At 58.4% G+C, this 15038-nt stretch carries 12 protein-coding genes; 6 read left to right on the plus strand and 6 right to left on the minus strand.

Going from position 1 to position 15038, the window contains the following annotated elements; genetic code table 11:
• Positions 1 to 17 precede the first annotated feature (17 nt).
• Both zapD and coaE read right to left on the minus strand, forming a co-directional pair.
• The gene (gene zapD / locus ACEQFP_RS02655; RefSeq protein ID WP_005282682.1) at positions 18 to 770 is read right to left on the minus strand and encodes a cell division protein ZapD; all 753 of its coding nucleotides are present in this window, start codon (positions 768 to 770) and stop codon (positions 18 to 20) included.
• Positions 767 to 1393, minus strand: coding sequence for a dephospho-CoA kinase (gene coaE, locus ACEQFP_RS02660; RefSeq protein ID WP_035598307.1), 627 nt, complete (start codon positions 1391 to 1393; stop codon positions 767 to 769). The genes zapD and coaE overlap by 4 nt, the downstream gene beginning before the upstream one ends.
• A 324-nt stretch (positions 1394 to 1717) precedes the next feature.
• On the opposite strand from coaE, the gene ACEQFP_RS02665 reads away from it, so the two are divergent.
• Complete coding sequence (locus ACEQFP_RS02665; protein ID WP_005282692.1) at positions 1718 to 2764, plus strand: GMP reductase; 1047 nt, start codon at positions 1718 to 1720, stop codon at positions 2762 to 2764.
• Positions 2765 to 2816: 52 nt separating this feature from the next.
• Here ACEQFP_RS02665 and ACEQFP_RS02670 read toward each other — a convergent pair whose 3' ends face one another.
• Genes ACEQFP_RS02670 through ppdD form a run of 3 tightly spaced genes read right to left on the minus strand, consistent with a single transcriptional unit; the run spans position 2817 to position 5778 of the window.
• Positions 2817 to 4016 (minus strand): type II secretion system F family protein, encoded by a 1200-nt coding sequence (locus ACEQFP_RS02670; RefSeq protein WP_370555193.1) that lies wholly within the window; start codon positions 4014 to 4016, stop codon positions 2817 to 2819.
• Positions 4013 to 5332, minus strand: a complete 1320-nt coding sequence (locus tag ACEQFP_RS02675) for a GspE/PulE family protein (protein WP_370546962.1) — start codon at positions 5330 to 5332, stop codon at positions 4013 to 4015. Before ACEQFP_RS02675 ends, ACEQFP_RS02670 begins: the two co-directional genes overlap by 4 nt.
• A complete protein-coding gene (ppdD, locus tag ACEQFP_RS02680; protein ID WP_005282704.1) occupies positions 5329 to 5778 on the minus strand; it encodes a prepilin peptidase-dependent pilin in 450 nt (149 codons plus the stop codon). Before ppdD ends, ACEQFP_RS02675 begins: the two co-directional genes overlap by 4 nt.
• A gap of 248 nt (positions 5779 to 6026) precedes the next feature.
• Between ppdD and ampD the strand changes: the two genes are divergently transcribed.
• Together ampD and ampE are read left to right on the plus strand one after the other, a co-directional pair.
• Positions 6027 to 6614 (plus strand): 1,6-anhydro-N-acetylmuramyl-L-alanine amidase AmpD, encoded by a 588-nt coding sequence (gene ampD, locus ACEQFP_RS02685; protein WP_005282708.1) that lies wholly within the window; start codon positions 6027 to 6029, stop codon positions 6612 to 6614.
• 24 nt (positions 6615 to 6638) lie between these two features.
• The gene (gene ampE / locus ACEQFP_RS02690) at positions 6639 to 7493 is read left to right on the plus strand and encodes a beta-lactamase regulator AmpE (protein WP_005282710.1); all 855 of its coding nucleotides are present in this window, start codon (positions 6639 to 6641) and stop codon (positions 7491 to 7493) included.
• Between the two features lie 75 nt (positions 7494 to 7568).
• Here ampE and ACEQFP_RS02695 read toward each other — a convergent pair whose 3' ends face one another.
• Positions 7569 to 8948: an amino acid permease gene (locus ACEQFP_RS02695; protein ID WP_047060402.1), complete on the minus strand. Its 1380-nt coding sequence runs from the start codon at positions 8946 to 8948 to the stop codon at positions 7569 to 7571.
• 583 nt (positions 8949 to 9531) lie between these two features.
• Between ACEQFP_RS02695 and pdhR the strand changes: the two genes are divergently transcribed.
• The 3 genes from pdhR (at position 9532) to aceF (ending at position 15004) form a co-directional block, all read left to right on the plus strand.
• Positions 9532 to 10296 (plus strand): pyruvate dehydrogenase complex transcriptional repressor PdhR, encoded by a 765-nt coding sequence (gene pdhR / locus ACEQFP_RS02700; protein ID WP_005282728.1) that lies wholly within the window; start codon positions 9532 to 9534, stop codon positions 10294 to 10296.
• A 147-nt stretch (positions 10297 to 10443) separates the two neighbouring features.
• Positions 10444 to 13107, plus strand: coding sequence for a pyruvate dehydrogenase (acetyl-transferring), homodimeric type (aceE, locus tag ACEQFP_RS02705; RefSeq protein WP_370546961.1), 2664 nt, complete (start codon positions 10444 to 10446; stop codon positions 13105 to 13107).
• A 13-nt stretch (positions 13108 to 13120) separates the two neighbouring features.
• Entirely contained in the window at positions 13121 to 15004 is a 1884-nt protein-coding gene (gene aceF / locus ACEQFP_RS02710) for a pyruvate dehydrogenase complex dihydrolipoyllysine-residue acetyltransferase (protein WP_109610383.1), read from the plus strand.
• The last annotated feature ends 34 nt before the right edge of the window (positions 15005 to 15038 follow it).

Consider the following 15038-nt stretch of genomic DNA (forward strand, 5'->3'; position numbering starts at 1 on the left):
TCCGTGAGGCCCGCCGCTTAGCAGCAGGCCAGATTAAATGATAGGCGATCGGGCACCACACCTTGCTCGCTGTCTAGGGGAAGAAAACGGATGGCGAAGCGAGTCTTGTGGCCGGATACCTGGGGATAGACCTGGAGATCCAGCGCCAACTGGATGCGCAGCAGATCGGCGCCCTCGGCGTTATCTTGGTAGAAGCCGTGTAGGCTGGTCATGGGCTTGAACGCCACGGCCTTACGCAGCAGATCCAGCACCAGCGTGAGGCTATCGTTCAAGGGGGCCAGCGAAGCCAGCCATTGATCGATCTGTGCGTCGCGCGTCGCGGCGCTTTGTTTTAGCCATAAGTAGAGCGTCGGTAGATCGAAGCTACAACAGCCACCGGGAATGCCGAGGCGCTGGCGCACCAAGGCGATCAACCGATCTTCACGCAGCAACTGGCCGATACGCGGTGCCGCCATTAAGGTCGCCGCCTGTTGCTTCAGACGTTGACTCAGCGTGTGGATCATCGCCTGATCGACGCCGGGCGCATTAAACCACTGCATCAATTTACGTTGCTGACGCTCCATCTCCTTGAGCAGATCGGTGCGTACCTCGCCACGCTCAAGCACATCGAGCAGATCGGACAGAATACGGAAGAAGGTGAGTGCCGCACAGGCATCACCTTGCGGACGATTGGGTAACAGCTGCTGCAACAGAAATTCCAGGCGTAGCCAGGTACGCATCTTCTCGTTGAGCGGGTGTTCGAACAGTATAGTCGGAGTGACGTCACTCATGCTGGGGATCCTGTTGGGGATGAGGCCGCCTGTGCCAGCGCTAGATAGTGGCGATGTAACGCGGCGACCTGCGGGATAAGCGCCTCGGCCGACCCGCTGTTATCAATAATATCATCGGCCCAGGCGAGCCGCTGTTGGCGTGTTGCCTGGGCGGCCAAAATGCGCTGGGCCTGCTCACGGCTGACGCCGTCGCGGGCCTGGGTACGAGCCAGTTGCTGCTCGATAGGGAGATCGACCACCAAGATGCGATCGGCCTGCGTTGTGAGCCGATTTTCGACGAGCAGGGGCACCACCCATAGGGCATAAGGTGCGCTGATGTGTGCCAGTTGATGCCGTGTCTCCGCCTGGATCTGCGGATGTAACAGCGCATCAAGCCAGGCCTTCTCGGAAGGATGGGTAAAGATGATTTGCCGCAGTGCCGCGCGATCCAATTGACCATCGGCTTGTAAGAGCGCCGCTCCGAAATGGGCGACGATTTGCGCCAGTACTGGACTACCCGGCGCCACCAGTTGGCGAGCGATGACATCGGCATCGACCAACGGCACGCCGAGACGGGCAAACGCGTCGGCGACGGTCGATTTGCCACTACCGATACCGCCGGTGAGAGCAACTGTATACGCCATGAGGAGATCCTGCGAGAGTAGGCGATGGCACGAAGGCATCGCAAAAAAATTGGCTGACCTGCGGATCATAATGGTCTAGACGGCAAGTGCAAGCCGCAGATACGCGTACGGTGGCCCCGTCGCGGATAAATTTAGACGAGTTTACCTGAAATTTTGTTGAAAAAGCAGACTTGTCGCCAGGTTATTCCTGCGTATGATAGCGTCACTGGAACTGGCGTCATACGGCGAAGCAATCGTTTGTATGATCACATTTTCCCTAGGACGTCTCCCGCCCTTGAGTGGGAGGCGGCTTAAACTTGTCGCCATTAACCAGGGAAGTCCCTCATGCGTATTGAAGAAGATCTGAAGCTGGGTTTTAAAGATGTCCTGATCCGTCCGAAGCGCTCCACCTTAAAGAGCCGTTCGGATGTCGAGTTGGCTCGCGAGTATCGCTTTAAGCACAGTGGTTGGCAGTGGTCTGGTGTGCCGTTGATCGCCGCCAACATGGATACCGTCGGTACCTTCCGTATGGCGCAGGTGTTGGCGACCTTCGATGTTCTCACCGCAGTTCACAAGCACTATAGCGTCGAGCAGTGGCAGGCATTTGTCGCTAGCGTCGGCGAAGAGACGCTGCGTCATGTCATGGTGTCGACCGGGACTTCTGAGGCGGACTTCCTTAAGCTAGGTCAGATCCTGGCGCTCTCTCCGACCTTGAAATTCATCTGTATCGATGTGGCCAACGGCTACTCCGAGCACTTCGTCGATTTTTTGCGTAAGGCGCGTGAGGCGTTCCCCGATAAGGTGATCTGCGCCGGCAACGTAGTCACTGGTGAGATGGTCGAGGAGTTGATCCTCTCCGGCGCCGATATCGTCAAGGTGGGGATCGGGCCCGGCTCGGTATGTACCACGCGAGTGAAAACCGGTGTCGGTTATCCACAGTTGTCCGCCGTGATCGAGTGTGCCGATGCGGCGCATGGTCTGGGGGGACAGATCGTCTCCGACGGCGGCTGTTCTGTGCCGGGCGATGTCGCCAAGGCATTTGGCGGTGGTGCCGATTTCGTTATGTTAGGCGGTATGCTGGCGGCCCATGACGAATGCGAAGGGCGCATTGTCGAAGAGCAGGGGCGCAAGATGATGTTGTTCTACGGCATGAGCTCCGCCTCGGCGATGAACCGCCATGTCGGCGGGGTGGCTGACTATCGTGCGGCCGAAGGTAAGACCGTCAGCCTGCCATTGCGCGGCCCGGTGGAAAATACCGTGCGCGACATCCTGGGTGGGTTGCGCTCGGCCTGTACCTATGTCGGGGCCTCGCGTTTGAAAGAGTTAACCAAACGTACCACGTTTATCCGCGTCGCCGAGCAGGAGAATCGAGTATTCGGTCAGGCGGAGTGATCCCCCTTATTTCCCGCAATCACATCCATCATGACGCCGGCGATTGCCGGCGTCATTGCATCACATCACCTAAGTTTAGGATCGGCAGATACAGTGCCAGTACCAATAAGGCGACCAGCGCCGCACTGAGTAGCAGCATCACCGGTTCGACAAGGGTGGTCAGTGTCTCGCCACGCCGTTGCGCGTGTTGTCGATAATATTCCCCCAGATGGGTACACAACAGGGCGAGGCGTCCCGAGGCCTCGCCCTGGCGAATTAATTGCCGACACTGCGCGGGGAAAAGGTGCCCCTCCGTCAAGGCGGCGGAGAGTAGCTCACCTTGACGCAGACGCCGTCCCGCCTGATACAGGGCGCGGCGATAAGCCTCCAGCCGCTGGGCGTGGCGACAGGCCGTTAATGCCTGTGGTAGGGCGATGCCAGCTTGCAACAACAAGGCCAGGATGTGGAAGAGTTGGGCCAGAGTCGTGTCGCGTAGCAGAGGGCCATAGCCGGGGAGGCGGAGGGCTAGGCGTTGCAGCTGATGTCGTAGCGTTGAGGCGTAGTGACGTGCTAGCCCCACGCACAGGATCGCGAGCACACCGGCGCCCCCCAGCAACGCCGGCCAGATTGATCTTAGCCCTGCCGCTAGCGCTAACAGCCGCTGAGTTAGCCAGGGTAAGGGGGCATCCAGCGAGGCATAGAGGAGGGCGAACTGTGGCAAGAGTGTGAAGAGCATCGCGAGGGTGATCGACAGGGCGACCGTCAACAGGAAGAGGGGGTAGCGCAGGGCGCGTAACAGGCGCTGGCGGAGATCGAGGGCATCGCGTTGTTGCCGAGCTAACTGGCGACAGACGGCCGCCAACTCTCCGCTCTGCTCGGCGGCGACGAGCGTGCGTGCATACAGAGGGGGAAAGATGGTGCCGTGTTCGTGTAGCGCTTGGGAGAAGGACAAGCCCGTAGTAATAGCCTGATGTAGTTGGCGAATCAGTGCCTGCCATTCTGGATACGGATGGCCGCCCGCCATGAGCGCGAGTACCGGTGCTAGCGCCAGTCCCGCATCCAGAAGCTCGGCGAGCTGAGCGATGAAGTCACAACAGACACCGGCTTGCCAGTGGTAGCGCAATGGACGCCAAGCGGGCGTAATGGAGAGAGGCAGGGTGCCGTGCTGTTGGAAACGCTGGCGTAATTGGTGCCGGTTGAGGCCGAGTACCATCCCTTGCCGGAGTGTCCCGTCATGGGTCACGAGACGATAGTGAAATAGGCGGGGAGTCATGTCAATGAACCGGATGGACCGAGTACCCGAATGACTTCCCCCCAGGCGGTGACGCCCTGTTCCGCTAAGCGTTGCGCCGTGGCGCGCAGGGGCTGCATTCCATGCTCTTCGGCCAACTGTTGGAGACGTGTGCTACTGGCGCCATTGCGGATGGCATGACGTAATGCCGGCGTCACAGGCAGCAGTTCGAATAGGGCCCGTCGCCCCCGGTAACCACCATGACAACGCGGACATGTGCCCGGTTGCCAGCGTAACTGAGCCGATTGTGGTGTTTGGCGCCGGCAATGGCGGCAGAGACGACGTACCAGGCGTTGGGCGATAACCAGTGACAGGCTATCGGCCAGTAAATAGGGGGCGATGCCGAGCTGAAGTAGGCGGGTTACCGACTCCGCCGCGCTGTTGGTATGCAGGGTGGAGAGGACCAGATGCCCGGTCTGCGCCGCATCGATCGCGATGTGCGCGGTGGCCTCGTCACGGATCTCGCCGATCATGATCACGTCGGGATCTTGGCGCAATAGGGCGCGTAGCACGGTGGCGAACTGGAGGCCCGCGGCAGGAGCGATGGCCGTCTGGTTGATATTATTCAGTGGTGTCTCGATGGGGTCTTCCACACTACAGATATTGAGTGCCAGCGCGTCTAACCAACGTAGCCCTCCATATAGGGTGGCCGTCTTACCGCTGCCCGTCGGCCCGGTAACCAGGATCAGCCCTTGAGGACGAGTGAGTGCCTGCTCCAGTAGCCGCCGCTGAGCCAGGGTGAGTCCCAGTTGTGCCAAGGCGCGCGGTGCTTGCGTGTCATCCACTTGACGCAGCACGGCCTTCTCGCCATGTAGGGTCGGCAGGGTGGACAGTCGGAAACTGATGTCACGCTCTGCCAGCGTGATACGTAGCTGGCCATCTTGCGGCAGGCGGCGTTGAGCAATATCCAATCCGGCGAGGACTTTCAAGCGGGTGATGAGGCGTGTGAACTGGTTGATAGGATACTGCGCGACTGGGTGTAGCACACCATCGATACGTAGGCGTACACGCCCTTGTTGAGCGAGGGGCTCCAAATGAATATCTGAGGCGCGTCGCGTCAGTGCCTGCGCTAATAGCTGTTCCAGTTGTGGGACGGTGGCTGACTCGTCGAGCATCGGGGCGATATCCGCTTGCTGCGGGCTGAGTGGACGCCAGAGCGGCTCGATGCCGGTGGCGAAGCGGATCGCGGCGCAGAGCGGTTCCGGGGCCTCACCGCTGCCACCGATGATGATGCTGTGTGCGTCCTGGTGCAGCAGGCGGCAGTGGTAGTGCTGACACAGCTGTGTTAAGTCGCTCATGGTTGGTCGTTACCATTATCGCGCAGGATACTGCGGCAAGACGCTAGTAAGGTCGGCTCTGCGCCATCGCTTTGACAGTGTTGCTGCCAGCGTAGCGTGCCCGCATCGCGATTCAGTTCCGGGGTCAGCGTCACCTGTAATCCGGCCAGCGCTTGTTGACCACTGAGGCTGATGACACCCTGAGCGACATCGAGGTTAGCGATATAGGTGGAGGGCGGCAATGTCGCCAGCCCCAGTTGCGCCGCGCTGCATCCGGCAAGGCTGCCTTGCTCTAACGCACAGAGCTCCACTTCGGTCTTATAGGGCGTCACCGCTTGGAGTACGTCGGTCATGGCGGCTTTTTGTAAGTAGCGTTGATAAGCGGGAACGGCGATAGCACCAAGAATGGCGATGATAGCGATGACCACCATCAGTTCGAGTAAGGTAAAACCGTGCTGTGATGACATGGTCGCCTCCAGGGATTGATGCGGGTTAGTGTGCGTTGGCTTGCCGTTGTCGGCGAGTGTAGCGAGGGGGGCTTACGCCCCGCTTCGCAGGCAAGCGGCACAGAGCGACATCATGTTCATCTCGTCTGCGTATGCGTACACAGATGTGGCGGGGCCATTTTGATGGCCATGGATGGGGAGGGGGCGGCGGAGCGTAAGAATCATGCTACCCTGTAGCGTATTTACCTCTGGGAAAAGTGAGTTTGGCGATGCAACTGGAGAATGGGTGGCTATGTGGTGTCAGGCGGGTACCGTCGCCCCATTGCGATGCGCGCCCGCAGGGCGAGTTACCCTCGGTGCTGGTGATCCATAATATTAGTCTTCCGGCGGGGGAGTTTGGGGGGCCCTATATCGATCACCTATTTAGTGGAACCTTGGCGACGGAGGATCATCCCAGCTTCGCCGAACTACAGGGCTTGCGGGTGTCGGCGCATTGCCTGATTCGACGCGATGGTCAGATCGTCCAATATGTGCCGTTCGAGGCGCGCGCATGGCATGCGGGGGTCTCCCGTTACCAAGGGCGTGAGCGGTGTAATGATTTTTCCGTGGGCATCGAACTGGAGGGGACGGATAGCTTGCCGTATACCTCGCAACAGTATCGGGCATTGGCCGAGGTGAGCGCGACGCTCATGCATCACTACCCGATGTCGCCGGCGCGCGTGACGGGTCACAGTGATATCGCACCGGGACGCAAGAGCGATCCGGGCCAGGCCTTCTGTTGGCAGACATTCCACCGCCAATTGCGCGAGGCGCTTGCCGCCCTCGAGGCGGAAGAAATCTCATCCTCCCATCCATAAAATACGAAGAGAGAGCTACCGGAGATGACGTTATTCTCGCTACTACTGGTCCTGGGTTGGGAGCGGTTGTTTAAGTTAGGTAATCACTGGCAAATCGATCAGCGTTTCGCCCCCATTTTTGCCCTGGGCAAAAGGGTCTCGTTGGTGAAAACCCTGTTACTGCTGCTGCTATGGATGCTGTTGCTCGCCTTGGCGCTACAGAGTTTGCGGGGCCTGTTCTTTGGTTTGCCGACACTACTGTTGTGGATTGTCGTCGGGTTGTTCTGCTTCGGCGCTGGTGGTATTCGTCGAGATTATCGTGCCTATATGAAGGCGGCACGGCGCGGGGAACAGGATGCCATGGCGCAGATGGCCGCCGAGTTAGCCTTGATCCCTGGCCTGTCTAAGGATATGCGCCCCGAGGTGCGCCTACGGGAACTGCAGAACGCATTGGTGTGGATCAACTACCGTTTCTATCTGGCGCCGTTGTTCTACTTTGTGGTGGCAGGCCCTTACGGGCCGGTGGCGCTGGGGGGCTACGCGCTGCTGCGCGCTTACCAGAGTTGGTTGACCCGTCAGATCGATCCACTCGCGCGAGCCCAGTCTGGCATCGATCGTCTGCTGCATTGGGTTGATTGGCTACCGGTGCGTGTGGCCGGTATCGCCTATGCGCTGTTGGGGCATGGCGAGCGGGCGTTGCCGGCTTGGCTGGCCTCGCTGGGAGACTGGCGTAGCAGTCCCTACCAGGTGCTGAGCAGTCTGGCGCAGCTTTCGCTGGCGCGCGATCCCCATCTCGATGCATTGAAAACGCCGTTGGCGGCGGTGACATTAGCGCGGCGCATCACGTTGGTATTGATCGTCGTGGTGGCGCTCTTGACCATCTATGGTGCGCTGCTGTAACAGCCGTCTGTTTGCGTGGCAAATAAAACCCCGGTCGATTGACCGGGGTTTTTTATGGTGAGACGAGTGTGTCGTTTAGCCGTGACTGGAGAGGCTACCGTGTTGCCGGTTGCGTTGTTTCTTGATGGCATAACCGATGGCCAAGACCACCAACCACAGCGGGATCAGTAAGACCGAAATCTGGATCCCTGGGGTGAAGAACATGATGACCAGAATCGCGGCCATAAAGATCAGACAGAGATAGTTACCCGCCGGGTACCAGAAGGCACGGAAGCGCGTCACCACCCCCTCGCGATCTTTCTGGGCGCGGAAGCGCAGGTGCGCCACACTGATCATCGCCCAGTTGATCACCAGCGCCGAGACAACCAGCGCCATCAGCAGCTCGAAGGCTTTGCCGGGCATGAGGTAGTTGATCAGGACGCACAGCAGCGTCGCGGCTGCCGATAGACCGATCGCCACCACGGGCACGCCACGGGCATCGACCTTAAGCAGGGCTTTCGGACCATTACCTTGTTGCGCCAGGCCGAACAGCATGCGGCTATTGCAGTAGACACAACTGTTGTAGACCGATAGGGCGGCGGTCAGGACCACGATGTTGAGGATGGTCGCGACCAGGTTGCTGTCCAGGGCGTGGAAGATCATCACGAATGGGCTACCCCCTTCCACGACTTTACCCCACGGATAGAGGGAGAGCAGAATGGCCAGTGAGCCGATGTAGAAGATCAGGATACGATAGATGACCTGATTGGTTGCCTTCGGAATGCTGCGCTGCGGATCATCAGCCTCTGCTGCGGTGATGCCAACCAGTTCCAATCCACCGAACGAGAACATGATCACCGCCATAGCCATGACTAACCCCATGACACCATTGGGGAAGAAACCACCCTGATCCCACAGGTTACTGACCGAGGCCTCGGGGCCACCCTGGCCGCTGAACAGCAGCCACCCGCCGAACAAAATCATCCCGATAATCGCGACCACCTTGATGATGGCGAACCAGAACTCCAGCTCGCCATAGATTTTGACGTTGGCCAGGTTGATGGCGTTGATCAGCAGGAAGAAGACCGCGGCGGAGACCCAGGTCGGGATCTCGGGAAACCAGTATTGCACATAGATACCGACGGCGGTGAGCTCTGCCATGGCGACCAGCACATACAGCACCCAGTAATTCCAGCCGGAGGCAAAGCCCGCGAAGTCTCCCCAATATTTATAGGCGAAGTGGCTGAATGAGCCGGCGACCGGCTCCTCGACGACCATTTCACCCAGCTGGCGCATGATTAAGAAGGCAATGAAACCACCGATGGCATAACCCAGTAGTACGGCCGGCCCCGCCATCTTAATCGTCTGCGCAATGCCGAGAAATAATCCGGTGCCGATGGCCCCGCCCAGGGCGATCAGTTGGATGTGGCGATTCTTCAGGCCGCGCTGTAGCTGCTCGCCGCGTTGCTCACTCATATATCCTTGTCCTCTCCCGCTACGTTCAAACCAGTGCGCGTATCAGGGTGTCATAGTATCGCTACGAATCGTGTAATTTTATATTTACATTGGTTGTTAATCTAAATGCTAACGATGACTACCAATAACAATAGAATAATGGTAGTCGAAAAAAAATTCATCTGATTTCTTGTTCAAGTCGTCAACGTACACAGCCTTGTGTCGCGGGATACGAAGGCGTTTTCCTGGGTAAGGTGGCTATCTTCGGGAGATCTCCCGACATGATAGGACGATGGTGGCCGAGCCGCGGAGAGGCCACGATTAGGCTAGGCTTACACGCTTCAGCCTGGAAAATAGGAGGGGAGTTTGCGTTAATTTATATATTGTCATCGTAAATGGTAATACCATGTCTTGGTTATTTCGATGCTGTAACATTGGTGTTGTTTTGTTAAAAAATGCCCGTTTTATGATTTGCATCAATAGCTGTATGGACAAGTAGTGAAGATTTTGTTACTTTGTCGTCATGTTTTTGAAATTGGTAATACCAATTTACTTTGCGGCTCTCCGATGAGAACGCGTTTACGCTCAGAGAAGACATTGCCACATGGCCTACAGCAAAATCCGCCAGCCTAAATTATCAGATGTGATCGAACAGCAGTTGGAATATCTGATCCTGGAAGGAACGCTGCGTCCTGGCGAGAAGCTGCCGCCGGAGCGCGAGTTAGCGAAGCAATTCGATGTCTCCCGTCCCTCTTTGCGTGAGGCGATTCAACGCCTCGAAGCCAAGGGATTACTGCTGCGCCGTCAGGGGGGAGGCACCTTCGTTCAGACCAATCTCTGGCAGAGCTTTAGCGACCCACTGGCCGAGCTGCTCGCTGCCCACCCCGAATCTCAATTCGATCTGTTGGAAACACGTCATGCCCTAGAGGGGATCGCCGCCTATTACGCCGCGTTGCGGGGGACGGACGAAGATTTCGCGCGCCTGCGTGAGTGCCATCTGGCGATCGAGAGCGCGCAGGCCGCGGGCGATTTGGATCGGGAGGCGGATGCCGTGATGCAGTATCAGGTGGCGGTAACCGAGGCGGCACATAACGTGGTGTTGCTCCATCTGTTGCGTTGCATGGCACCGATGTTGGAACAGAACGTAAAACAAAACTTTGAGTTGCTCTACTCGCGGCGCGAAATGTTAGCGCTGGTGAGCGACCACCGCGCCAGTATCTTTGCGGCTATCGTGGCGCGTGAGCCAGAGCGCGCGCGCGAGGCATCGCACCGCCACTTGGCCTTTATTGAAGACATTTTGCTGGAGATGAGTCGCGAGCATAGCCGCCGCGAGCGTTCGCTACGACTGCTCCAGCAGCGTAAAGATTGAAAATTGGTCCGTGCATGACCCGTAAGGGGTGTACACCGATGTTAATGCTAGGCAACTAACCGATTGGGCCTGTCTTCGTGCGCTTTTGCATGAAAGCGCAGGGAGACAGGCTCCAGATAACCCATTAGACAGATAAGGAATACCACCATGTCAGATCGTTTACTTAATGACGTGGATCCGATCGAAACCCGCGATTGGCTGCAGGCGATAGAATCGGTCATCCGTGAAGAAGGCGTAGAGCGTGCGCAATATCTGATCGATCAGGTATTGAACTCCGCCCGTCAAGGCGGTGTTAACCTGCCTTCCGCCACGCTGGCCCACAATTATGTGAACAGTATTGCCCCGGAAGATGAGCCGGCTTATCCGGGAAACCTGGAGCTGGAGCGCCGTATCCGTATCGCGATGCGTTGGAACGCGGTGATGATCGTCCTGCATGCGTCGAAGAAAGATCTGGAGCTGGGCGGTCACATGGCCTCCTATCAGTCTTCTGCTACCGTCTACGAGGTGTGCTTCAACCACTTCTTCCGTGCGCGTAACCAGAAGGATGGCGGCGATTTGGTCTACTTCCAGGGCCACATCTCCCCGGGGATCTATGCGCGCGCCTTCCTGGAAGGGCGTCTGACGGAAGAGCAGCTGAATAACTTCCGTCAGGAAGTGCACGGCAAGGGCTTGTCCTCTTACCCGCATCCGAAGTTGATGCCGGAGTTCTGGCAGTTCCCGACCGTCTCCATGGGATTGGGGCCGTTGGGGGCAATCTATCAGGCTAAATTCCTGAAGTATCTGAACCACCGTGGCCTGAAAGATACCACGGCACAGCGCGTCTATGCCTTCTTGGGCGACGGTGAGATGGATGAGCCGGAATCCAAGGGTGCCATCACCATCGCCACCCGCGATAAGCTGGATAACCTGTGCTTCGTTATCAACTGTAACCTGCAACGTCTGGATGGCCCGGTTACGGGCAACGGTAAGATCATCAATGAGTTGGAAGGGATCTTCGCCGGTGCTGGCTGGAACGTCATCAAGGTCATCTGGGGTTCCCGTTGGGATGCGCTGCTGCGTAAAGACACCAGTGGCAAGCTGATTCAGCTGATGAATGAGACGCTGGACGGCGATTACCAGACCTTTAAATCGAAGAACGGTGCCTATGTGCGCGAACACTTCTTCGGTCGTTATCCGGAAACGGCGGCACTGGTCAAGGACATGTCCGACGACGAGATCTGGGCGCTGAACCGTGGCGGTCACGATCCGAAGAAAGTCTATGCCGCCTTCAAGAAGGCCGAAGAGACTAAGGGCCAGCCGACGGTGATCCTGGTGCATACCATCAAGGGTTACGGTATGGGCGATACCGCCGAAGGTAAGAACATTGCGCATCAGGTGAAGAAGATGAACATGGAAGGGGTACGCCACTTCCGCGATCGCTTCAATGTACCGGTGGCCGACGCCGATCTGGAGAAACTGCCTTACGTGACCTTCGAGGCTGACTCCGAGGAAGCGCGTTATCTGCATGAGCGCCGTGCGGCGTTGCAGGGCTATGTGCCGACCCGTCTGACGCACTTCAGCGAGAAGTTGGCGTTGCCGACGCTGGAAGACTTCTCTCCGCTGTTGGAAGAGCAGAACAAAGATATCTCGACCACCATCGCCTTCGTCCGTGCGCTGAACGTGATGCTGAAGAACAAATCCATCAAGGATCGCCTGGTACCGATCATCGCCGACGAGGCGCGTACCTTCGGTATGGAAGGTCTGTTCCGTCAGATTGGTATCTATAGCCCGAATGGTCAGCAGTATACCCCGCAGGACCGTGAGCAGGTTGCTTACTACAAAGAAGATGAGAAGGGACAGATCCTGCAAGAGGGGATCAACGAGCTGGGTGCCGGTGCCTCTTGGCTGGCGGCGGCGACCTCCTACAGCACCAACGATCTGCCGATGATCCCGTTCTATATCTACTACTCCATGTTTGGTTTCCAGCGTATCGGCGACCTGTGCTGGGCGGCGGGCGATCAGCAGGCGCGCGGTTTCCTGATCGGCGGTACCTCTGGGCGTACTACCCTGAACGGCGAAGGCTTGCAGCATGAAGATGGTCATAGCCATATTCAGTCGCTGACGATCCCGAACTGCATCTCCTACGATCCGGCCTACGCCTATGAAGTGGCGGTGATCATGCACGATGGCCTGGAGCGCATGTACGGTGAGAAGCAGGAGAACGTCTACTACTACATCACCACCCTGAACGAAAACTACCATATGCCGGCGATGCCGCAGGGCGTCGAAGAGGGCATCCGTCGCGGGATCTACCGTCTGGATACGCTGGCGGGCGACAAGGGTAAGGTTCAGCTGCTGGGCTCCGGCTCCATGCTGCGTCATGTCCGTGAAGCGGCACGCATCCTGTCTGACGAGTATGGCGTAGGCAGCGATGTATACAGCGTCACCTCCTTCACCGAGCTGGCTCGTGATGGTCAGGATTGCGAGCGCTGGAACATGCTGCATCCGCTGGAAACCCCGCGTGTGCCGTATATCGCTCAGGTGATGAACGATGCGCCGGCCGTGGCATCGACCGACTATATGAAACTGTTTGCCGAGCAGGTTCGTACCTATGTACCGGCCAGCGACTATCGCGTGCTGGGGACCGACGGTTTCGGTCGCTCCGACAGCCGTGAGAATCTGCGTCACCACTTCGAGGTCGATGCCTCCTATGTGGTCGTGGCGGCCCTGGGCGAACTGGCGAAACGCGGAGAGATCGCCGCTTCTGTGGTGGCGGACGCCATCAGCAAGTTCAACATCGATCCGGAAAAAGTAAACCCGCGTCTGGCATAAGAGGTACGGAATAATGGCAATTGCAATCAATGTACCGGACATCGGTGCGGATGAAGTTGAAGTCACTGAGATTCTGGTGAAAGTCGGTGACCGCGTCGAGGCGGAGCAGTCGTTGATCACGGTTGAGGGCGATAAGGCCTCGATGGAAGTCCCCTCGCCTCAGGCGGGCGTGGTAAGCGCGCTGAAGGTAGCGGTTGGAGATAAAGTCTCTACCGGCTCCCTGATCATGGAGTTCGAGGCGGCGGATGCGGCCCCGGCTCAGCCGGCTGCCTCGGCCGCGCCGGCAGTTGCACCGGTCGCGGCCAGTGCCGCGGCGCTGCGTGAAGTACAGGTGCCGGACATCGGTGGCGATGAAGTCGAGGTCACCGAGATTTTGGTTAAGGTCGGCGATAGCGTCGAGGCGGAGCAGTCGCTGATCACCGTCGAAGGCGATAAGGCTTCAATGGAAGTCCCCGCCCCGTTCGCCGGCGTGGTGCAGTCAATCACTATCGCCACTGGCGACAAGGTGAAGACCGGCTCGCCGATCATGACCTTCAGTATTGGCGGTAGTGCGCCGGCCGCCGCCGAGCCCGTCGCTGCTGCGGCCTCTAGCGCACCCGCAGCCAGCGCCGAACAGCCGGTCAGCGTGCCGGACATTGGCGGCGATGAAGTGGAAGTGACCGAGATTATGGTGAAGGTCGGTGACAGCATCAGCGCCGAGCAATCCCTGATCACCGTCGAAGGCGATAAGGCTTCGATGGAAGTCCCGGCTCCCTTCGCGGGGATCGTGAGCGCGATTAGCGTCAAGGTGGGCGATAAAGTTAAAACGGGCTCGCCGATCATGACCTTCAGCGTAGCTGGCAGCACGCCGGCAGCGGCAAGCGCCGCCCCGGCGGCGAGTGCCGCCGCCCCTGCCGCTCCAGCCCAGGCTACCCCGTCTGCAGCGGCTCCGCAGAGCAGCAATACGGTGAAGAGCGAGTTTAGCGAGAATGCGGCCTATGTGCATGCGACTCCGGTGATCCGTCGCCTGGCGCGTGAGTTTGGCCTCGATCTGGCGAAGGTGAAGGGCAGCGGACGTAAAGGCCGCATCCTGCGTGAAGACGTGCAGGCCTACGTGAAAGAGCTGGTTAAGCGTGCCGAAAGCGCGCCAGCCGCCGCCGCGGGTGGCGCGTTGCCGGGTCTGTTGCCGTGGCCGAAGGTTGACTTCAGCAAGTTTGGCGAGGTGGAAGAGGTTGAGCTGGGCCGTATTCAGAAGATCTCCGGCGCCAACCTGCATCGTAACTGGGTGATGATCCCGCATGTGACCCAGTTCGACGAGACCGATATCACCGAGGTAGAGGCGTTCCGTAAACAGCAGAACGCCGAGGCTGAGAAGCGTAAGCTGGGCGTCAAGATCACCCCGCTGGTGTTTATCATCAAGGCTGCCGCTAAGGCGTTGGAAGCGATGCCTCGTTTCAACAGCTCGCTGTCGGAAGATGCTCAGCGCCTGACGTTGAAGAAATATATCAACATCGGTGTCGCGGTAGATACGCCGAATGGCTTGGTGGTTCCGGTGCTGCGTGATGTCAACAAGAAGGGCATCATCGAGCTGTCTCGCGATCTGGCTGAGCTCTCCGCCAAGGCGCGTGCAGGCAAACTGACCGCCAGCGACATGCAGGGTGGCTGCTTCACTATCTCTAGCCTGGGCGGTATCGGTGGGACGGCGTTTACGCCGATCGTCAACGCTCCAGAAGTGGCGATCCTCGGCGTCTCCAAGTCGTCGATGAAACCGGTCTGGAATGGCAAAGAGTTTACGCCACGCCTGATGTTACCGCTGGCGTTGTCCTATGATCACCGGGTGATCGATGGGGCCGACGGTGCTCGCTTCATCAGTCTGATCAATAGTGTGATGTCAGACATTCGCCGTCTGGTGATGTAAGCCCTAGGCCGGCCTATGGGCCGGCCTTTTTCTT

The organism is Edwardsiella sp. A.80236, from assembly GCF_044540725.1.
Classification (GTDB): Bacteria; Pseudomonadota; Gammaproteobacteria; order Enterobacterales; family Enterobacteriaceae; genus Edwardsiella; species Edwardsiella tarda.